This window comes from Paenibacillus sp. FSL K6-0276, from assembly GCF_037977235.1.
In the GTDB taxonomy this organism is placed as follows: domain Bacteria; phylum Bacillota; class Bacilli; order Paenibacillales; family Paenibacillaceae; genus Paenibacillus_AQ.
Map to the genome: position 1 here is coordinate 3,089,582 of NZ_CP150276.1, position 21,144 is coordinate 3,110,725.

Below are 21,144 nucleotides of genomic sequence, written 5' to 3' on the forward strand. Positions count from 1 at the left end.
AACAAATACCCTAGTGTATTATGCCTGTAAAACACAAAATAATTATATGAATGAACGTAGCCTAGGAATGACATCATAAGGAAGTAGTATACATCTCAATTTCCAGAGGAGGATATCTTTTATGGCTCACCAGAAGAGAAGGAAGGAAGCTGCCTGGAAGTCACGAAAGCAAGAACAGCATCCCCATGGTAAAATCAAATCGCTTAAGGGATTGTCCAGCGAATATGAAGATAAGCATACTACTTTTTAAGAGAAAGACTGTCGGAGAAATTTGCCGGCAGTCTTTCTGCATTAGAACTATTATTACCTGTATAACGGGCATGGAGACGTGGTGCAGACGGTAGAGACGAGAGGCAACTCGGCCTGTCGTTTCTTTACTCTAAGGATCTCTGCCGTTGGTTTTCATTGGCATTGATAGAAAAATGTGTTGACACAAAAGTGATTAGGGACCATACTATATGTATGAACAACAATAATAATTTGACAAATGACATTAACTCTATTCCCTCGCTTGTACAATCCAAGCGTCAGATTGATCGCTATAACCTAGACATAGACGCACAGGCTATACTCGTCGCGTCTAGGCTAATGGCAGCGGGAGCCAAGCTTGGACATGCCGCGGAGATTCATTTCTCCAGATTCGGTTTATCAACAGGGCGATATCGTTTATTGGCAGACCTTGAAGATAACGAAGGAGAAGAGTTGCCTTCGCAATTAGCGGAGCATCTAGGTGTTACACGTGCTACAGTGACTGGTCTTATCGACACTCTTGAGCGAGATGGCCTAGTATCTCGGCGATCAAGCTCTGAAGATGGCCGTCAGAGATCGGTCATTTTGACGGAAAAAGGAGCAAAGAAGCTCCGTGATATGGCTCCTGAGCATTTCGCTCGGCTGGAAGCAATGGTGGGCTTACTCAATATCGAGGACCGCAGCGTATTTCTCGACCTGCTAGGTCGAGTTACACAAGGCATCTCAGCACTTACGGACGAATCATGCGAACCAAAGGAAAACATCAGTAATGAGTAGAACGGGCTAGTGAAGCTAGCCCATTTTTTCTCTTATATAATTAGCTTCCTAATTATATCTCACTGAAAACAACCACGAACTAGTTAAAAGAAGAAAGGAGTAACTAAATGAACAAGATGAAGTACTCGAATCAGACAGATGGCATTTATGGTACCAAGGCTGCTGGTTCCAAGCCAAAGACTTTTGTATTGTGGCGTGAAGTTGTAATGGCTTACGTTGCTCCTGCTATTATGGCAGGTATCGGGGGATTGATCACTGCCGACAGGGGGCTTCAAATAGGAGCATTGACCACAATCGGCGGAACATCGGCCTTGGGAGCTTTGATGCTTGGCCTTTGGTTGCGCAGCCGCGGAAGCCATAAACGGTGGATCATTGGCGCACCTCGCTTGGTTGTGGTTGGGCTGTTTGCGTTGATGGGAGCAACATTTGGCCTATTCGCCGCATGGGCGACATCTAGTTTGCTGGGAATTATAATTCCGGGCAATCACTTGGCTTGGGTCGGTCGTGTCTGGATCGATTTCCCCTTGTCTGGATTCATAGCAAGCACGATAGTGACGTCGCGGTGGCGTCTTGCCGTCACAACAAATTTATCATCCAAAGGGAGAAGATAAGAAATGATAATTATTATTGGAGCAACAGGTACGATAGGCAGTACGCTTTTGGAACGATTGGTTGATCTTGGCGTACCGGCCAGGGCGCTGAGCAGAGAACCTGAGAAGTTGCGTGATCAGATCGGAGAAAAAGGCCGGTCGATTATTGAGGTCGCATCGGCCGATGCTTCCGACCCCGAATCGCTGCGCCGCGCGTTTACAGGAGGTAGCCAGCTCTTCCTCGCCATGTCCAACAGTCCAAGACAAATCGAATTGGAAACTTCGATCATTCAGATTGCTGCTGAAGCCGGAATCAAACACATTGTCAAAATATCCAGTCCTGCCTTTGAGAAGAGTTCTCCAGTGGCAGTGGCAGGCTGGCATCAACAAATCGAGAAAACCCTGCGCGATTCAGGTCTCACCCACACCGTGTTGCGCCCCTATGCGTTCATGCAAAACTTACTGAACCTTGCACCAACGATTGCGACACAAGATGTTTTCTTCGGCTCCATGGGCGATTCGCCATGTAACTTCATTGACTGTCGAGATATCGCGGATGTTGCCGCAGAGGTTCTGACCAACCGAGAGGTATCGGGGCAAATCTATACGCTTACCGGTTCGGAGATTTTCAGTTATCCCCAGATCGCGGGTAAACTATCTGCCCTGCTTGATCGGCCGATACGCTACATCAACATGGAACCCCAAGCTCTAAACCGCAATCTAATCGAGCATGGGCACATGCCTCCTTGGATCGCGAACCATGTTGTGGAAATTCAAGCTATGGCTACGGTTGTGCTGGAAAGGCCTACTGACACTGTGAAGCGCTTGCTTGGCAGAGAACCCCGCACGCTAGACGCCTTTCTGAAAGAGTATGTAGAAAGTTTGCAGTAGAGGTACCGCCAACAAAACGCGAAAAACGTACGCTAAGGAAAAATTAAGTTGGTATTATATGAACTGCGTATACGCAAGTATAATTCAAAAGGAATCATTTCAAAAAGGTTGATCTTTTATTACCAAGGCCCCCATCCGAAAATTCAACAACATGACTCAGATTGAATTTTCAAATATCCAATTGATATGATTTGCGAAATTAAGAAACATGTTTAGATCGATTTAGATTGGATTATCATGGGTGAATATTCAAGTGAGATAAATCACTTCACGGAAAATGGGTTATTTCAAAGGTTTAGGGAACTTGGTCCAACTACAAGGAATGAAGTAATGGAGTTTGAATAAAACTTAATGTTGAGCAGGCTACCACAGTCTGCTCAATTTATCTGTACCCATTGCCGAAAATGGACAAGAACTTGTACTATTAGCTGCAAAGGTATACCTAAAATAAAATGAATACAGTGGAGAGATCTTGTTCCTAGGTTTATATAAGGATTACCGATTATGTAAAAGCAGAGGGAAATAATCCCTTGTGTCGAATATTAGTACGAGGAGAGTACTAGCTCTTGTCGTGGAGACAAGGATTCTCCTTATGTTAATTCAAGAAAGGACTGGAGAGAGAGTTCGAATTATTTTCTGGGGAGAAGTGGATAGAAATGATTAAACGTAAGATGATTGTTCTCATTGTGGCTGTGTTGACATCCATAACACTAACCGGGGCAACTCGAATCGCTCCAAATCTAGAACAAGCACCCGAATTAAAGATTAAAGTCCAAAAAATTGCTTATACAAAGCCCTTGGAACCGTTGACAATCTTTTGGGCAAAAGCTAATGTGGGGCTGTACAAGACGGTTGCCGGGCCTGACAAGACGAAGACTTATCCGGTCATAACCGGTAATTATAGCAACATCCTTTATGAAAATCACGAGACATTGTATCTTCTGAAGCATGGGACTAACCAGACAGGAGATATTTACAAGTTTGAAATGCCCTCCAAGAAATTAACACGCCTTACCAGCCTAGGGGGAATCGATCAATTTTTCCTCAAGAACAAGAGCATCTATTATATCACCAATAGCATGACTACCGAGCCTGGCGTGTACCGGATGTCGCTGGATGGGAAGTCGAAAGTTAGAGTTAGTTCGACCATATTGGATGAGCGGGATAAAAGGTATCGGTATTACATTGGCTCAGGAATACAAACTGACTGGTTGGAGGTCTATTTTCCGCTCATGCGACAGCCCTTGCCGCCCACTGGCGGGACGTATATCGAGCAGAACGATGATAATTGGGATTCTGAGAAGAACAAGGAGGAGCAACTCTCTACCTATTTCTTCTATATGACAGATTACATGGGAGATGCTGATTCCGATTCATTCGTTTTTGTGGAGCGTGATAAAGAGAAGGGTATTACTTTCCTTCATCTGTTCAATAGGGGTAATGAAATTGTTCGTAAAATAATTGGTTGGGAACTTGAGCCTTTGGACATCTTGCATGGATGGGCGTATTTCACCGCAAGTGCTGAAAACTTGGAAATTGGAGGAACTTTCGCCATTCGGCTGAACGGTTCAGGACTGCGCCAGGTCGGCAACAACGAATTTTTGCAATCCGACTACATGGGTAGCATTAAGCGGCATCTTGTGTTCCAGAACCGAATCGACGGCTCATTTACGATTATGAAGGAGTTATGATTCATTAGATATATTCAACCCTGAAAAGGGGATGTAAAGTGGAGAACGAATTTCGTTAAATGAACATCTGTGTGAATTGAAAGAAAAGCTGTGACAAGCAGAGATTCGCTCAACGCCAGAAGAACTTTGGGTAAGAAATGAGCATGACAACCAATGACACCAAGGAACCTAAATAATTTGTATTCAGTAAAGCCTGTGATATCAGGCTTTTTATAAATTCAACTGCTCAAGTTATAAAAGAAGAATTAAATCGAAAATTTATAAGTTGCAACATGAATCTAGTAAATCATTGGAAAACAGCTATGTACGATACACTAAGGAACTCAGAGGTATTTATAGATTAGTTAGAATTTCAGGTTAAAGAAAGTGTATATTGAACCTCATACACAATATTTCCCCATTAGATTACAGGGTCTTCAGTTACGGTGCATCGATCCTAAAGCCTCTTCGTTCTCCCGGCTTCCCTGTGACAGATCGAATCAGCACAATTTTTTCGACTGAACAATTGATCCAGAACAGTTACTATTTACAGACTGAGAAGAATTGGTTATCCTTGAAGTGAATGGGGAAGCCGCTTTTGATAGTGGCGTAAAATTTTACGTTGCCAATAATGGAGTTTGGCTTGCTGATTTTGTATCTGAGGAATACTTATCTAAAAAACAATAGAACGTGCTTTTCTTTATGATTGACGTAGAAAAAGTATATTCAGTAAAATATCCATATTCTAGTCATATTATTGGAGGATCATTTCATGAAAAAACTAAGTTCTGACTTTAAATATTTAAAAGATATGTATATTGATGGATACTTCCCTAATTTTCTTGTGGATAAAGTCAAAGCTGAACTAGTTAAAGTTATTGAATTTTTGGAACAAGGAAATCAAGATATCGAAGAAATTCAATCAAAGCTTGATTTCGCCATCCATGCAATCAATGATCTTGCAGAAGAGTTTGACGAAAATGACAGCGAAATTGAAACAGTTGCCAGAGAATCAATTGCACAAACTGTTGAAGATATTTTAGCCTTTTTTGATATCGAAATAGATACAGAAGTAGCCATTCGTGAACGTGATTGGTAGTTTGTTGGGTAAATTTAATGCTAATGAGTACAGCACACATAAACAACTTGGTTCGACTACATACTTGGGGCTTCAAAGCGCAGTTATAGCCTTATTTTACGAGAGTCACAAGTCATCTAGAGAAAGTAGTGTTTATGAGTAACATGGAGAGCGCATCCATCGAAAGTGGACTAACGGGACGCCGTTGGTCTGTTTGTGTTTTTAAAAATATCTAATGGTCGAGATAATCTTAAAGATTCGTCTAAAGCGAGTCGTCGTCTGCACACCATTCTCCAAGATCCATCCAAACGGCAAGGGATGGTTCGACCTTACAATAAAACAAGTAGAACTCTTGGACGATGCGGACATTGCAGTTCTTGCTGTTCGTTTAGAAGGAAGCAAAATCTATTATGTCGATTTCAAAGAACTGAGTAGAATGATGACTCAAGATCAACGGGTAGTGAACCCGAATGAAGGTGAGCATTGGAAGTTCCACATTTGGGGCAATTTAATACAGGTATTAGGTAGTCCGAATAAGTTTACTGCGGCACCTGTACGATTGACTATTTAACGACTAGAGGGTATGAGATGACCAAATTATTTTTACATAGTCGTGAAATGAAAAGTGTATTTCAACTGTTGGGCGAACATGAGAATGATATTACCTACAGTGGAGTGGTAGTGTTGATGAAGTCGGAATTAAAATGCAGGAGTAATATGCTACCAGAACATCATTTCTACAAAGTCCATGTCCTATCAAGCGACTGATAGTATTGAGCGAGTGTAGCAGCAGAGATTATGCCCAAAGTCGCGTTCCAACACAAATTAACGGTTTTCCTGTTGATGTGCTTTCATGGAAGGATTATTATCAGTATTCTAGGTGTTCAAAGAAAATAAACCATTAGACTAGGAAAATAATACAGTCACCGATCCATATCTACGATACTACGCTAACATGAAACGTTGGCTCAAATAACTTTTTGAAGACGAGGTTGCCGACATGATCGGCATTTGGTAGAAGAAGGCAGGGTATGTAGGGTTTGTTTTAAAGGAAATCAGAACTATATATCCGCAAAATTTGTCATGTTACTATAATAGAAATAGTCAGGATGAGGAGGAACGCAGTAATGACAGATTATAATCAGCTAGTTTTCGATGCATTGCCGCCCAGAGGGCACTGGCTAAGATTGATTATGAACCGGCTGCAGCTTATTGGAAAAAGCTATTAAAGTCGCCTCGAAAATGCGAAAAAATATTAAACCACACATTCTCGAATACAGTGTCGGATCTGCTTGCTGATCGATTGCTAGCTTTTTTGCAGACGTTTCTGGAGAAGAAGCCTGGCAGCAAGATCAGCTGGGAAGAGCATGAAACACTGCTTGCCTTACTTGGCATGATGCCGGGCAAAGCGAGTGAGAAAATGTGCGAGGTGTATGAGCTTGCAGCAGAGCATATCCAGAAGGTTTCATCATTTAAGCGCGACAGCGAGGTACTAAAGTTAACCCACAGAGATACTTCTTCCTTTGATATAAGCGATACGTTGGAAGGTATGACTTTAGAGCAAGCCTTTCCTATGATTTTGGCTGGCTCTGTTTTGATGGATGGAGATATTAGGCTGCAAGCGCTGGCTTGCAAGCTATATGAACAATATGGGGGAGCCTGGCTGTCTCCTGTCTTCGCTTCTGCGCTTCTAACCAAGCCTGCTGGCGATGTTTTCGAGGCCTTTTCACAGTATTACAAAGATCCGGTGGCGCAGTGTTTTATTTTGAACGTGCTAGGTACGGTGAAGTTTGATCCTAAGCAAAACCGGCATACGTTTTTGTTTGGCTGGGGTCATATGCTTAGGGATGATACATATTTTTCACTTAAACCGCTGCTGTTTGAGGATTTGGATGTGCGCTGGATAGAACTTTTGGCAGCTGATCCGGAGAAGAAAAAGCTAAGCGGTCTTATTAAAACGAGCTATTATGTTGGAAGAGTAACTGGAGAATTTGATGATGTGCTGGGTGATCTGCTTCCGCTAAATAATAAAATTTGTTGCCAAAAGGTTCAATCGTATTTTCTGAAAAGAGCGATTCTGGATGATGGAATTGGCGCGACATATGTTGGTATTTTGTATCGGATAGGTTATGAGGACGTTGAATCGATTCTTATAAAAAAATGGTCCCAAAAGGAAAATGCAACCTCAATTTGGAATGTGTCTAGTGATTTGCAGTCATTTACCCATTGGCCAGCCCAGAAGAGAGCAGCGCTTTTTGAACAGGTTGGACAATTGGTTCAGGAGAAGAAATTAAAAATAAGCTATTGGAAGCTTGACACGGCCGAGGAGCTGAAGAACAAGCTACTCAAGTAGCAATAGAAGGAGCGGATTAGCTGCTCTCGCTGCGCAGCCGGATCAGCTAGATGCGCTCCGCTTGGAGCACGTGCAGGAACAGCGTCGCTTCCTTGCTGGTTCGTCCACCGGCGCGGCTCACAGCGCCTCAAGCAGTAGGCGGTTCGCACAATCCATATGTACGAACAAGTTTTGAATCGTTTGCATGACTCTTCGACCTCTATCGTCCATTGATCTCTTACCTCTTCTTTTTGATCGTAACACGTACGAGCGCGATAGCTAACGCTCTTGCGTGCGGAGCCTGCGGGCGAACTGGCATGCAAGGTTGATTGGCAACCTTTTCTAAACTAAAGGGAGATTAGTTTTATATATAGGAGATATGGCTACCTGAAGCATCGCTATCCTTGATAGAAAATCTGGAAAGATTTAAATGTTAATACATGAATGCGGTGAAGACAATCCACTTAAAGATGTTTCAGAAAACCTTATGAAGTTAATGAAATCTCATGCAAACTCAATCATTGAATTAATGGAGAATGAGTGATTTATTCTGTTTAAGATTCGTTAGGTGCGGTAAAATTTAACTTGAAGAACGCCTATTAATTTATATTTTGGATGAGGAGGAAAATTGTATAGCTATCTATTTTAATATTTCAATGCCTGTTATGGATTTTCTTACTGAGAGCCATAATGCAATGCTGAGTCATGGAGTTAAACTATATGCCGAAATATTTGCTAACGCACAGGGTGAACGTCAATATTCATCTTTTGAAAGTAAAAAAATCGATTTGTTCGCCAGTTATTTTAATGATACTGCATATAACTCTTTTTTCTTTTCCTGCTACCCCATACAAGATATAACACAAATCAAAGAATTTGGATATTTTCATGATACACCAAGCTCCTATTCTATTGAAGTTAAAGGCGGCAGAGAAACCGATAAAAGTCGAGAACTTATACAAATGCGTATGATATCAAAGAATCCTAATAAACAGATACAATCTTTTTATCGAACATTTCAAAGGGACTTAAAGAAAATTTCAGGATTGCAAAAGAATACCCAAAAGAATTATTTTTACTTGCCAACGGAAAAAATTATAATTCCTGCTAATCCACATTCACAGAACACAAGAGATAATTGGGAAGACTTTAATCTTTCGAAAATTGAGAGTGTTGAATAACTATGAAAATAATCAAAAAGTCCGGATGCGATAGCGGGGGCTTGAACGGTAGCTAATTCGAATTAATTGGCAGGGAGGGCGACTATCCTATGAATGATACATTAATGAAGAGATTAAATACTTTCCTTCATCGGGAGGATAATAGCACAATAGTAGGCAGTCCGGCGAGCCAAGAGGAAATTGCTAATGCAGAGCAGCGTCTGAAAGTAAACTTTCATGAGGATTATGTGCATTTTATCCGGACGTTTGGGGGGGCATATGCAGGTCTTGCGGTATATGCATTCTCAAATGGCTCCAGTCTCGGAAACGAAACGGTTGTCGATTTGACTCTAGGGGCCCGAGAGCAATACAAGGAGCCTCCCTTTGCAGAGGTTTTACAAACCAGCTATGTCATCTCTATGAATGGTTCCGGCGATCCGATTATAATCAATAAAGCAGGAAGCGTTTTCATTTGTTACCACGATAGCGGGGAGATCGAGTTATTAGCGGATTCATTCGAGGCACTGATCGAGGATAATTTTTATGAAGTGTGAATGTTGTTATTACTATGATTCCAATGTCACTTACAGCGACCCAGAGCTTGTAATGCGTAGTACAGAATTACGTTATATTAAAATAGGATATAAAAGGAAGATTTATTATGAATATTAGTATTTCGGAACATTGGAATCTTGAAAAGCATGAACTGCCCGGCATTAATTGCATCGTCTTTCCAAATGGCACTGTAACAATTTTAAATTGTTACAGCCTATATGACCCCAACACAAAAGAAAGTGAATTTTTTTGCTCTCCCATGTGTGACACAACCATTGAAAGCATAGCAAAGTATAATGATGATTATTGGACGATCGTTGATGAATGGGTCAGTATTGATTATCAAGACGGGAAAATCCATGGCGGTGATGGTCAAATGGGAAATGAAGGATTTATTGCTTGTACGGATGCTGAGACCGTTTGGTATGGGGAATATTTTTTGAAAATTCAAACCCTATAAAAAACTTGGAAATTAAAGATAAAATCCTAATCGCTATTAATGAGCATACCGAATTACAAATTGAAATCAACTTAGAAAACCTCACCCAAATTAAAATGACTTGCATAAAATCCTAGTACCACGAAATAAGCATTTTCTAACTTTTTGGGAGGGTATTCATAACCTCTCTCTTTTCGTCATCCATCCATGACTTTTGATATCAAAAGTGAAGTGAGATTGTGCCAGCAAAGAAAATGGGCCGCACTTCAAGGGATTTAGGTGTTTCAGTTACTAGAGGGGATACAGAAGGGATGAAGAAGTTCATTTTATCAATTGTAAATGACCCAGAAATCGCACTAATTCGAAATCCTTTGATTGGAATACAATCAACTCTGTAGATGCTTATGTTAAGGGTGATGCAGTTGTTTTAGTTAATCGAGATAAAAAAAAGGAGGTCGTTTATCAAGTAAGTAAATATCCGACTTAGATTTGATTAGAGAGTGAGGATGGAAATGAATAATTATATATTATCTTTTGCGAAAAAGTTTGATTTTTTTTTGTGCAAAAAGAAATCTCAAGTATTATTTATTTACACGATGAGGATGATAATGAGAGATTAGACCATGTCCTTTTTCTTGAGAAAGATAATGGTGATGTCATAGGCTTGTATATAAGAGGTATGAATCCGCTAATCTCAATGAATAGAATTTACGATTTGGATGATTTTAATTTATTTGATAGTTATGAAGGATTAATTGAATGCAAGGAAAATATTAAACTCAAAATAGAGTATATAGGTTTGTTTTTTAGCACTCAATATAACGAATTATTGGGTTTCTATTTGGTGAATAACGATGCATCCAGTTCCATATTTATATTATTTTTACAAGATGAAATTTATATGGAGAAGGATTGTACTAAACACGAGGTTAGCAGGATGCTTGAAAAAAGGGTTTCAACTGAAGGTTTTATAACATATGAAAAAATAAGTGAGAGTGACTGGAAAGAAATAAACTTCTAAATTAACCCATGAAATACACCACATTACGTAATCGACATCGGTAATGTGGTCTTTTTTTCCTTTCTACTTGTAGTGGATATGAATTTAATAGAATGTAGATCTTAATGATTGGATAGTTATCTTTGTAAATCGTCTATCATCTTTTTATTCCTAAGTTTAAGATTATTACTTAAGGGACTCTTGAAATTCTTGATGAGTATTGCGAAAAAGAAATGGTCTCAAGGGTTGAAGGTACAAGGCAAGCCATTAGAAAGCTAAAGAAAAAAAAGATAGCCCGATAGTAGTGTAGTGAACACATGGACTATCCCCTCAATGTTTCCGTTAGGAAATATTCTATTTTAGACGGACACCTCCTAGTATGCACGAAGAATTTCCTGTTTCGTTTCAATCGAGATAGGGGTACAGTCAACAAAACGCGTATTTACAACATTAAGCCGTCAATGTGTCCAGATAGGCTCATAGAGTCGGTGAATGAGGCGTCAGAAAAAGGTGAAAACGACCCTATCTAGACGATTTTAAGTCTGTAGTATGACATCAGGTTGAAGTATAGCTCAAGCTGACACATCGATTTAGTTGATGACTAAAAATGAAGGATAGGCAAGGCTTTTCAGTACGGCAGGACCATTTAACGTGATAATAACAGTTGTTCTTTGGGTAAATTCCCTCTTTACGTTGTTAATCCGCGTTTTGCTGGTGGGACCCCTAATTGATCAGAAAGATTAAAGGAGCCAACTAAATGATGAAACAAATACCAAGCACGAAATTTCCTAGTCTAGAGTACACACCCGGCGAATCTATTTGGATAGATAACCTAATGCCTGATAACAAGATCCAGGTTTATTTTAATGTGTCGGAAAAAATTACACAAAATGAGAGCGATATCGCTCGTGTTTCCCATGCACTAGATCACATGGATGAGTTGGTAAACAAGGCTCGGGCGCATCTAAGAGATATTATTCAAAATACAAAAGACCCTAGTTATAAGTTGCTTCATGATTTCTTTGCTTTTCATCTATTAGAAATGGATGATGAAAGCTTAAAAGTAATGTTTGGGATGGAGCAACCTGAAACATTAAGTGAACTGGAGATGGTTGACCTACTTATGCTAAAAAGCTTGGGAAGCAGCTTGGGCGAAGGTTGGTTGGGAAGTAACTTTGAAAAAGAACTAAAAAAACAGATATTCATTATGGATTTTACTTTTGACCCAGAGTATACGGATCAGTTGATTGTTGTCTATTTGGATGCGAACGAAAACATATTGACTATTAGCCATGAAAGTTAAGATCAAGAATCTAAGAGCCTAAAAAAGCAAAATAAATTAATGGTATATCTGTAGCGTATCTGGACAGTCAATTTTGTATTTATTTTTATATTTTGAGCGTAATGGAAGGAGGTTTAGCGTTATGAAAAAAATATTAAGTATTGTTTTGCTTGAAGATGATTTATTCGGAAAACTTGTTTGTAAGATGGAAAAAGTTTTTGGCATTCGTTTACCTTACGAAAACAAAAAAAGGTCGTTTTATTGCTGAAGGTGACACGGTTACTTATAAAGTCATACTTGTAGATAGAGTAGACGACCTTAGTGATTTGTTGTGTGATGAACATCACACTTTAGATATTCGTATCGATATGGATGAATCCTTCAACTATGAAAAATATGAAGAAGATGTAGTAACAAAATTGAAAAATGGTGAAATCAGTTGGAAATATGGTATTTGGACTAAAACGAAAGACGATGAGGAATATCGTAAAATTTATCCTGATTCTTAGAATTTATATTAAGAGGAGTAGCAAATCTCTGACCATCTGCTGACATACGTGTAAAAATAGGTCATTCATAGAATAATATCCTTAATTCACAAAATGATGATATAGTAATGGTGATAGTTGATTTAAGGGAAATTAGGAAAATATATGGAAAATTTACATACGAAAAGAGGCAGAGTGATGGAAAAAGACCCTTTCGCACAACTTATTATTTGGCATGAAGAAGATGAACATGAAAAAATAATAGATAGAATTATGGAAATTCCCCAATCAGATAGAGATTATAATACGGTCAGTTTAATGGCAAGAGCTATGAATAACCTGGAACGTTATGATGAAGCACTTCAACAGCTTTTGAGTATTGCAAAACTAGGTGAGGATGACCCTCTTTGGCATTTTCGCGTGGGCTATTCCTACTATTATCTAGAACAATATGAGGAAGCATTAAGAGAATTTGAAATTACAGATAAGCTAGATCCAGAAGATAGCGATACTTTGACATTATTAGATTGGAGCCGAGGTAAAGTAAATGTTGCAGACAAAACTAAACCATTTGAGCTAAGCATGCAAGATAATGGTGGTGCGTCATTTGAATATTTAAAAGATATGTACATTGATGGATACTACCCTAATTTTCTTGTGGATAAAGTCAAAGCTGAACTAGTTAAAGTTGTTGAATTTTTGGAACAAGGAAATCAAGATATCGAAGAAATTCAATCAAAGCTTGATTTCGCCATCCATGCAATCAATGATCTTGCAGAAGAGTTTGACGAAAATGACAGCGAAATTGAAACAGTTGCCAGAGAATCAATTGCACAAACTGTTGAAGATATTTTAGCCTTTTTTGGTATCGAAATAGAAACAGAAGTAGCCATTCGTGAACGTGATTGGTAGTTTGTTGGGGAAATATAACGCTAATGAGTACATTGCTGGAAAATATGAATTTAAGTATAACTAGGATCAGACGCATTCATATTTTCAAATGATCGAAGAGTTGAATGTTGGTACTTATAAAAAAGAAATTTTTCAAAGTCGGGAAGCAGAGGGATTCGAAAAATGAGCATACCGAATTACAAATTGAAATCAAGGCTACTTAGAAGCTTGGGAATACTGGAAAGTTCTGTCCACTAATTATGCTGAGGAATAATTATGATTTAATAAAAGAGAAATTTAGGAGGTATTCTTACTTGGACAAAATCAAGCTAGTATTAACAAAAGTTGATGAATCAGAATTTGTTGATATCTATATCAACGACAAAAGATTAGTTCAAATACTTAGGGAAATTGAGCTCCCATTCAATGCTAAAATAGCAGGAGAATATAGAGGGCTTCCACAAAGTGTAGTGTTTTTTCCATCTAGACATTTCCTTGACGAACCAGACAAATGGTATCTCTATGATGAGAAAGTCTCTATATTAGAATGTGTTTGTGGAAGTCCAGGTTGTTGGGATTTCAATGTTAAGATAACTATTATGGATGATAAAGTCATCTGGAGTGAATTTGAACAACCTAATAGAAGTCTTGATTCAGCAGCTGGGTATTGGAATTATGATATATTGAAGCCATTTGTGTTCGACAGGAAGCAATATGAAGCTCAGATAAGTAAGATGGCTTAATGCTTTTAAAAGACGGTGAATCAATCTGCAGCTAGACTAGAAAGTGGATACGGAGAACCGAGAATGGGAGAATAAAACCAAATCCGTTCGAGGTGTCTAAGATGAAAAAAACATATGATAATGAGTTCAAATTACAAACGGTACAGATGAAAACCAGATGACCAGACATCTCGCGATCTGCAGAAGCGGATTCGAGATCTGGAAGAAGAAAACGAAATTTTAAAAAAGGCGATGCACGACTTCGTAAAAGACCGGCGCTGATCTATTCCTTCATTCATGATCATCGCTTCAAGCTCCGTGTCGCGAAGATGTGCTCTGTTTTTGAAATTTCACGAAGCGTCTACTATACTTGGCGAGAAAACAAAAATAAGGAAACCAAACGTAGTAAAGACCGGAAAAAGATGGAGTAAAGGATTCGCCGAATTTTTCTAGATTCTCGTCGACTTTATGGTAGCCGAAAAATCAAAGAAGTGCTGGAACAACAAGACTTTCACGTGTCGGGGAAAACCTTATCACGTATCATGAAGGAACTAGAGCTGAGATCCCGTACGGTTAAAAAGAATAAGGCAACCACCAACTCCAAACATAACCTTCCCGTCTATGACAATGTGCTAGATCGTGAATTCAAAGCAGAAGCCCCAAACCGTAAGTGGGTAGCAGATATTACCTACACATCGATATAAGCGATGAGTTCCGCGTCAAAACCGAGTGTGTTAATGCACCGCGTTATTGGTTATAGGGTCGTGTGGTTACTTCCATTTTACCATTTTTCGCATAGGTGCATTTTTGTTTTTTATCCAATTTTATGGGCTTTTTAAACAGGCTCTTTAATTAATCTTTATCAAATGAAATATCCGTTTTCTTGAATTACATTGCAATGGCCTTTCCAAATATCTTTGCCTTTATGTCTACCTTCTGTTACTACCCATTTTCGAGGTGTATTCTCATGAAAAGCAAACTACATCAATATACGAGAAAGATGAATCGAATTCATCTTTCTTTGTCTTTTTTCCTTTGGAATACAATCCATTAAAATGTCCTGTTTACCTGAATCAATCCATTTTTTTTGCATGATTTCTATGCGTTTCTTGTTAAAATCAATATATTGAAAATCCAACTGTTTCAGCTTAGGCATGTCAGATAAAAAATCAAACGCTTCCGCCTTGATCTTCGTATTTATTTCCTCCAACTCTAAAATTTCCAGATTTGATGCAGTTTTTAAGACATCTATCTCTATCAGCGATTTCATGTTTTTCAGTTCTAATTGTTTCAAGTTATCCATAGCAGAAAAATCGCATAGCTTCTCCACTCTGGATAAAGACAAACTCAAAAACTCCAAATTCTCGAATCTACTCAAGAAGGAAACATCCTCTAGTTTTGCAATGGATGATAGCTCTAACATCTTCAAGGTTCGAACGTTGAGTACATCCAGATCACAATTCACGTTACAGTTATCGATAAGGAGATATTCTATGGGGATCTCTTTGACAAAGTTCAATTGTTCAACTGTACACTGAAGGATTATGCTGCTAAGATTTTTACAGTTTCCTATGGGAGACAAATCATCGAATTTTCCACTTAATTGCAAGTGCTGAAGTTTTTGAAAACTGCTTATAAAATCGATAGAAAGTGTTTGGTCAGAATCAATTCTCAAAAATTCCACGTTTTTTAGCGTCTGTAGGTTATGTAAATCTTGCTTTTGTTTCATGCTTAGATGCAAGGCAGTTACGTTTTTCAATCCAGCTAAGATGTCTAGCATTTCAACTGAATAATCCCCTTTATTTCTGTAACTCCATATGTGCAAAATAAGATCAGGACGATGGGATAGGACCATTTCATCTAATTTTACTAAATCCGCCAATGTATCTGAATCAAAAGCAAAACTGATCGTAGCTCGTCGCCTTAGTTTTTCAACAGCTGCTTTCATTTTTTTAGGCGTCCAAGGCACACCATGCATAGCATGTATCCACTCTTCACTCATAAGTTTACCCCTCGCTTCATTTCTCAGATAATTGCAATTGATTGAACTTCATAGATCATATGGGTTATTCTAATATATGGCAATCATTTTTTGATTAAAGTAAGAGGAGATGATACAAAGATGGATAAGGATTTATTGAAACAGCTCACTCTTTGGCATAACAAGAGCCAGCATGCGAAAATCATTAACAAAATTATGGATATACCCGAGGTAGACAGGGACTATGACTTAGTTTGCCTTTTGGCAAGAGCATTGAATAATCAAGAAAATTATAATGAAGCTATCCAATATTTTTTATCTGTGCAAGAGCAAGGCGAGCACGACCCTCTTTGGCATTTCCGAATAGGATATGCTTATTATTACCTTGAACAGTATAAGGAAGCGATCGTTGCTTTTGAACAAGCTGTAGCACTAGATCCTGAAGATTCACATGGCAGGACGTTTTTAGAAATGAGCCGCAACGCCGCTGCTAGAGCAGGAAATGAAACCATCCATATAGTAAACGTTGAAAAGGGGATGAGGATTGGGACTGACCCCCGTTTGTTAGAAGTTGAAGAAAAAATAAACCCATTTGGGCTAGTTGCGCATAATAATGGAAGCATATCAATGATTTTAGGTGTTGGCAAATATAAGCATGAAATTTTTCAAACACGAGCCGAAGAAGGATGTGAAGGCAATGGCTATGATTGGGGTTCATTAGCAGCCGTGTTTCTTGAAGAAAAAATGCCTCACTTAGTTGATATTATACGATTTGACCCGGAAGCCGATACGTTCTGCATTTATACAGACAATAAAGAAGCCATACTTAGTTTTGCAATCGCCTTTAAGGAAGCATGTGAAGATGACTCATTAATGAAAGACCTATTTTCACGAGCTGTATTAGATTGATTGGAAATATCAAGGTACACCACTATCCTCTGTTGCATCGAAATGACATTACCCGATTATCGGTAGTAGAAGCCTTACAGTAGCATATAACTTTCTAGAGGTGTTGAGCGTATGGGAACATGGAGTGCTGAGGTTTTTGGTAATGACACCTCGTGTGAGATCAAGGAATATTTCTATGATCAGTACAATCGGGGTTCTGAAGTTACTCAAATTGTAAGCGAGTTACAAGAGAAATTTACTTATAGCTTAAATAATACAGATGATAGAAACAATGTATTATTTGCGTTGTCCTACTGCCTTTGGGAAACGAAATCCTTAGAGGATTCGCTGTTAGAGCAAGTCGCTCAGATCATTGAGAGTGGGAGTGACTTTACTGTCTGTGAACAGCTTGGAGCAAATGCACATTTTATTAACCAGCGAAAAAAGTATTTACATACATTTATCGCCAAAATTAGCGTACCCAAAAGCATAGCAAAAAAGAGGGTCAAGCCACCTACGCAAGTTGAAAGTGATTATCACAATGGCAGCTGCCTTACTTTTCAATATCCCAGTGGCTTATACGGCGGCATTATCATTATCGACAGCGCCTTTTATCGTAACCGAGGTTCAATGCGCATAGCATTCACCGATATTGAACAGCACTCTGAACCCGATTATAACGATTTTCTAGCCTCTCGCCTGACCAACTTCAGCTGGGAGGGAGTATGGGGAGAGGCAAACAAGTATGCAGCCTTTGAGGGTAAGACTGCCCGCATTTCTACCTATCCGTTGAGCTATGATCATGCTAAAGAGCGTGTTTCTTATTTTGAGTATAACGATATGTTCTTCACAATTGTGGGCGAGCTCCCAAAATACACCCAATGCCTACTTGCTACAGTTGGCATTGGAGTCCATTACAATCTTGCTTATCCTGAGTTCGCCATCTCTATGAAAAAGACATTACTATATTGGAAGCAAAATGAAGACCTTTACAGTAAAAAAGTTTCTAAGGAAACGATTACTAAATTAAATAACTTATTAGTCCTCAACAAGTAGCTGTTTACATATTTTCATATCATAATGAATTAACTGAGTCCGGTTTTTGATATCCCATTTGCAGAATATATTCGTGAGGTGCTTCTTGACCGTCGATGCTTTTGAGGGATTAAGCGTTGTTAAAGCCAATAACCTCTTATTTAATGAAACTATCTTATTTGGAAAATTAGAATGCCTAAAAGAAAGTGGAGATGAACATGTACATAAGCAAATGGTGGGGAGATTTAATTGGCGGTTCCGATGATTCGTTGGCATTAATAGACTATTTGGAACAATTGGACGTAACGGATGTGACGCTCAATCAGATTTTAAAGGACTTGGGTTTCGATGTTTTGCTTTCCGAGGGAGACTTGAAAAACGGCGGTAATATTGGATTTGATATGAGAAGCGCTAACGGCATGTTTCGGGTAGAACTTGATATTGCCTGCGGTGCTCTAATCGATCTTTCAGCCATTGTGTTGGAGTGTCTTAAATCAGGGTTTGTCGATTTGCATGATTTGGATGAGGCTAGGCAGCCGCACAAACTTTATATGGATGCCTCCGAAGAAAAAAGAAACCTGTTTCGGGATGAATTGAACAAGTTTTCCAGTAATCCGCTGTCCTACGATTTAGCCAAGCTTGTTCCGCCCGATGATATGATGGAGCTTGCGGATAAGGCAAAAATGATCGCTGATGAGCTGTTATTTGTATGAAGTAGGTTTTCAGGATATAGTCCTTTAAAATTTATTATTTTGCTAACAATGAACGATAACTCATTAGACAGCTGCCAGTCTTATTCAAGGTATGTATTTTAACGGGAAATTATGAATAGTGTACCGATAAGGGAGGGGTTAAAATGACTCTAGAAAAAAGAATAACCGGATTGTGGTCAGTTGATAATTTATATGCTCCAGGTGCCATGGAAGACATATTAGTTGTTTTCCTGCCAAGTGGTGAGGGCTGGTTATACTTTACCCACCCATGTGAAAATATTGTTGAAAAATTTATTTGGAATATTGATCAATTTAATTTGCTACATATCAGAGGAACTACTTCATCCCTTTATTATGACGTAGATGAAGATCACGAGTTAGCAAAAGATAGTTATTTCGACAAAAATTCTGATGTGATAATTCATGAAATTAATGTGGAAGTTTCAGTCGAGTTTACCCCTCGAGGAGAGAATGAGGTTATTTCATTTTCTAAACCGTTGTGGGGTTCAGACGATAAATTTGCACTTGTACATAGAGACTTTGATCGAATTATTCCGCCTATATTTGACCTGTAAGTATATATTTAAAATGATCATTGAACTAACAGAGAACTATAGTTCAATAAAACAGCGACAGTCTAAGATTTTATTTTCTCGAACATGATTGTCGCTGTTTCTAATTATGGGCACAGTCTAACACGTATTTCTCTAAGGTTGACGATTATTTGGGGTATGGGTAGAATACAGAACCTGAAATCGGCAGCGAAACGTTCTGTAGGCATTAAGTAGCGCAAGGATTTAGCCAAAATGGAGATTCAGCTACTGCTTACACAGTACCTACTTATTCAGGATAAGTTCGATGAACTTGATCTAAAGCTCAGCGAATTAATTGAGCAAATACCGGGTGTAGAACAATTGCTTGCCATTAAAGGAGTAGGTAGAGATACAGTAGCTGGCTTCATTGCAGAGATTGGTGACATAAGTAGTTACCATCATCCGAAACAGATCGCAAATCTGGCAGGACTGAGTTTAAAGGAGAACACAAGCGGGTTAAACACAAAGGACAAACTAATGCAATTAACCTATTGAATGAAAAGTCCTGTCGTCAAGGAGGCCACGCATGGCATGGACTAATGTCTGCACTTGCCGAAATGACTTGATATGGTTTAGAAGAAAGGATGATAGAAATGCCAAATGATAATCAAGCTCGTCCTACTGCTGGTTCCTTTAGAGAAGCTGGTCGTTATCCCATCGACCTGACAGGTCCTCGCAGTCACACTCTTGTCATTCAGCCCGGTGTGGGCAGTCTATCCATTGGACCGTCGCAATTGGGGAAGAAGGCAGATCTTCACGTTGCGCCTGATGCCTTAATCGATTGGACCGTATTCGATGCCTTTGCCACTCCGGCGGGCTCGCCCTGGCCGCGATTTCTGCACTATACAGGCAGTGACGCAGGCTTTTTTGATTGGGCACAGAAACGTCCCATTGAAGAGATGACGTGGGCTCCGATCCTGTTTGCAGACACGGTGGCAGACGCCAGACAATCCAATTTGCATGGCTTGCATATCAAGTTGGACCCGTCCGGGGGGCGTCTGAGCCTGAAGCTTCCGAAGCGGCATTTCCGCCTGAGCGTGTCCGGCGATCTATCACGCTTCTCGGCCACTGGCGATATGCCATCTTCTCTAACACTAGCGCCGCGCACTAGCCGACGCAAGAATGATACTTCTTACTTGCTGCCCGACCTGGGTGAATTGCACCAAGTGACGAGCCTGACGCTACGGAACGCGCCGCTAAGACAGCCCATCTCGCTGGAGTGTCTGAACCGGTTCCCAAACCTTAACTCACTGAGTTTGTGGGGGAACTTCTGTGACATGGACTTGCTGGCTCGTCATGCCCGGTTAACAAATCTGGAGCTACGCTTCATGCCAGATTTGGGGGACTTGCCGCCCTTGAACACATGGCCGTTGCTTGACAGATTTATCGCCTACAATGTGGAAGAGATCGCGGGCAAGCGCCTAAAGCAGCAAATGAAAACACGCGATAAAACACGCGCGTGGACCGACCATGCTTCAGTGAGCCAATTGCGAAAGCCTGAGTGGTGGACGACTGTGTTTGGCCGCCCGTTCTCGTCCTGGCCTAAACGTCTGGCCAAGCTGGCTAACGAAGCTTACAACATTGCACAGGCAAACTTGGCCCAGGCCCGAAGCATGGCCGATGCCGAGGCGGCCATTACCGCTTTCACCGTGCGCTTCAATACCCTCAAAGGTATCGAAACCACCGAACGAGAAGACATTGGTGAAGCGGTATGGCAACTCAGCCAGTCTGATCACCTGATTGGCCAGCCTATAACAGAGCAGATGGCTCAGCGCTGGTTCGATGCAGTGCGCGATTACTAAATGAAATG

At 39.8% G+C, this 21,144-nt stretch carries 24 protein-coding genes and 1 pseudogene; 24 read left to right on the forward strand and 1 reads right to left on the reverse strand.

Features of this window, described 5'->3' with window-relative positions; genetic code table 11:
* Positions 1-121 precede the first annotated feature (121 nt).
* The 18 genes and pseudogenes from MHH52_RS14550 to MHH52_RS14635 all read left to right on the forward strand — a co-directional run bounded on the left by MHH52_RS14550 (position 122) and on the right by MHH52_RS14635 (position 14,828).
* A complete protein-coding gene (locus MHH52_RS14550; RefSeq protein ID WP_313638730.1) occupies positions 122-250 on the forward strand; it encodes a DUF6254 family protein in 129 nt (42 codons plus the stop codon).
* Between the two features lie 212 nt (positions 251-462).
* The gene (locus MHH52_RS14555; RefSeq protein ID WP_340003325.1) at positions 463-1,026 is read left to right on the forward strand and encodes a MarR family transcriptional regulator; all 564 of its coding nucleotides are present in this window, start codon (positions 463-465) and stop codon (positions 1,024-1,026) included.
* Positions 1,027-1,133: 107 nt separating this feature from the next.
* Entirely contained in the window at positions 1,134-1,637 is a 504-nt protein-coding gene (locus MHH52_RS14560; protein WP_340003326.1) for a hypothetical protein, read from the forward strand.
* A gap of 3 nt (positions 1,638-1,640) precedes the next feature.
* Entirely contained in the window at positions 1,641-2,507 is an 867-nt protein-coding gene (locus MHH52_RS14565; protein WP_340003327.1) for an NmrA family NAD(P)-binding protein, read from the forward strand.
* 656 nt (positions 2,508-3,163) lie between these two features.
* A complete protein-coding gene (locus tag MHH52_RS14570) occupies positions 3,164-4,198 on the forward strand; it encodes a hypothetical protein (RefSeq protein WP_340003328.1) in 1,035 nt (344 codons plus the stop codon).
* A 751-nt stretch (positions 4,199-4,949) separates the two neighbouring features.
* The gene (locus tag MHH52_RS14575) at positions 4,950-5,276 is read left to right on the forward strand and encodes a DUF5713 family protein (RefSeq protein WP_340003329.1); all 327 of its coding nucleotides are present in this window, start codon (positions 4,950-4,952) and stop codon (positions 5,274-5,276) included.
* 214 nt (positions 5,277-5,490) lie between these two features.
* Positions 5,491-5,826, forward strand: a complete 336-nt coding sequence (locus MHH52_RS14580) for a hypothetical protein (RefSeq protein WP_340003330.1) — start codon at positions 5,491-5,493, stop codon at positions 5,824-5,826.
* A gap of 17 nt (positions 5,827-5,843) precedes the next feature.
* A complete protein-coding gene (locus tag MHH52_RS14585) occupies positions 5,844-6,023 on the forward strand; it encodes a hypothetical protein (RefSeq protein WP_340003331.1) in 180 nt (59 codons plus the stop codon).
* Between the two features lie 511 nt (positions 6,024-6,534).
* Positions 6,535-7,608, forward strand: a complete 1,074-nt coding sequence (locus tag MHH52_RS14590) for a hypothetical protein (RefSeq protein WP_340003332.1) — start codon at positions 6,535-6,537, stop codon at positions 7,606-7,608.
* Positions 7,609-8,198: 590 nt separating this feature from the next.
* On the forward strand, positions 8,199-8,768 hold the full coding sequence (locus MHH52_RS14595) for a hypothetical protein (protein WP_340003333.1): 570 nt from the start codon (positions 8,199-8,201) through the stop codon (positions 8,766-8,768).
* Between the two features lie 89 nt (positions 8,769-8,857).
* On the forward strand, positions 8,858-9,301 hold the full coding sequence (locus tag MHH52_RS14600; RefSeq protein ID WP_340003334.1) for an SMI1/KNR4 family protein: 444 nt from the start codon (positions 8,858-8,860) through the stop codon (positions 9,299-9,301).
* Between the two features lie 107 nt (positions 9,302-9,408).
* Positions 9,409-9,762, forward strand: coding sequence for a hypothetical protein (locus tag MHH52_RS14605; RefSeq protein ID WP_340003335.1), 354 nt, complete (start codon positions 9,409-9,411; stop codon positions 9,760-9,762).
* A 491-nt stretch (positions 9,763-10,253) separates the two neighbouring features.
* Positions 10,254-10,762 (forward strand): annotated as a pseudogene (locus MHH52_RS14610) (hypothetical protein).
* A gap of 736 nt (positions 10,763-11,498) precedes the next feature.
* The gene (locus MHH52_RS14615; protein ID WP_340003336.1) at positions 11,499-12,044 is read left to right on the forward strand and encodes a DUF2004 domain-containing protein; all 546 of its coding nucleotides are present in this window, start codon (positions 11,499-11,501) and stop codon (positions 12,042-12,044) included.
* 173 nt (positions 12,045-12,217) lie between these two features.
* Complete coding sequence (locus MHH52_RS14620; protein WP_340003337.1) at positions 12,218-12,532, forward strand: hypothetical protein; 315 nt, start codon at positions 12,218-12,220, stop codon at positions 12,530-12,532.
* 561 nt (positions 12,533-13,093) lie between these two features.
* Positions 13,094-13,423, forward strand: coding sequence for a DUF5713 family protein (locus tag MHH52_RS14625; protein ID WP_340009649.1), 330 nt, complete (start codon positions 13,094-13,096; stop codon positions 13,421-13,423).
* A 293-nt stretch (positions 13,424-13,716) separates the two neighbouring features.
* Positions 13,717-14,145 (forward strand): hypothetical protein, encoded by a 429-nt coding sequence (locus MHH52_RS14630; protein WP_313641923.1) that lies wholly within the window; start codon positions 13,717-13,719, stop codon positions 14,143-14,145.
* A gap of 422 nt (positions 14,146-14,567) precedes the next feature.
* The gene (locus MHH52_RS14635) at positions 14,568-14,828 is read left to right on the forward strand and encodes an IS3 family transposase (RefSeq protein WP_340009651.1); all 261 of its coding nucleotides are present in this window, start codon (positions 14,568-14,570) and stop codon (positions 14,826-14,828) included.
* A 275-nt stretch (positions 14,829-15,103) separates the two neighbouring features.
* Here MHH52_RS14635 and MHH52_RS14640 read toward each other — a convergent pair whose 3' ends face one another.
* Positions 15,104-16,126, reverse strand: a complete 1,023-nt coding sequence (locus MHH52_RS14640) for a hypothetical protein (RefSeq protein ID WP_340003338.1) — start codon at positions 16,124-16,126, stop codon at positions 15,104-15,106.
* A gap of 120 nt (positions 16,127-16,246) precedes the next feature.
* Between MHH52_RS14640 and MHH52_RS14645 the strand changes: the two genes are divergently transcribed.
* The 6 genes from MHH52_RS14645 (at position 16,247) to MHH52_RS14670 (ending at position 21,136) form a co-directional block, all read left to right on the forward strand.
* Positions 16,247-17,014, forward strand: a complete 768-nt coding sequence (locus tag MHH52_RS14645) for an Imm51 family immunity protein (protein ID WP_340003339.1) — start codon at positions 16,247-16,249, stop codon at positions 17,012-17,014.
* 111 nt (positions 17,015-17,125) lie between these two features.
* The gene (locus MHH52_RS14650) at positions 17,126-18,049 is read left to right on the forward strand and encodes a hypothetical protein (protein ID WP_340003340.1); all 924 of its coding nucleotides are present in this window, start codon (positions 17,126-17,128) and stop codon (positions 18,047-18,049) included.
* Positions 18,050-18,246: 197 nt separating this feature from the next.
* Complete coding sequence (locus MHH52_RS14655) at positions 18,247-18,741, forward strand: imm68 putative immunity domain-containing protein (protein WP_340003341.1); 495 nt, start codon at positions 18,247-18,249, stop codon at positions 18,739-18,741.
* A 143-nt stretch (positions 18,742-18,884) separates the two neighbouring features.
* A complete protein-coding gene (locus MHH52_RS14660) occupies positions 18,885-19,316 on the forward strand; it encodes a hypothetical protein (protein WP_340003342.1) in 432 nt (143 codons plus the stop codon).
* A 231-nt stretch (positions 19,317-19,547) separates the two neighbouring features.
* A complete protein-coding gene (locus MHH52_RS14665) occupies positions 19,548-19,829 on the forward strand; it encodes a transposase (RefSeq protein ID WP_313641918.1) in 282 nt (93 codons plus the stop codon).
* Between the two features lie 98 nt (positions 19,830-19,927).
* Positions 19,928-21,136 (forward strand): hypothetical protein, encoded by a 1,209-nt coding sequence (locus MHH52_RS14670; protein ID WP_340003343.1) that lies wholly within the window; start codon positions 19,928-19,930, stop codon positions 21,134-21,136.
* Positions 21,137-21,144: the final 8 nt, after the last annotated feature.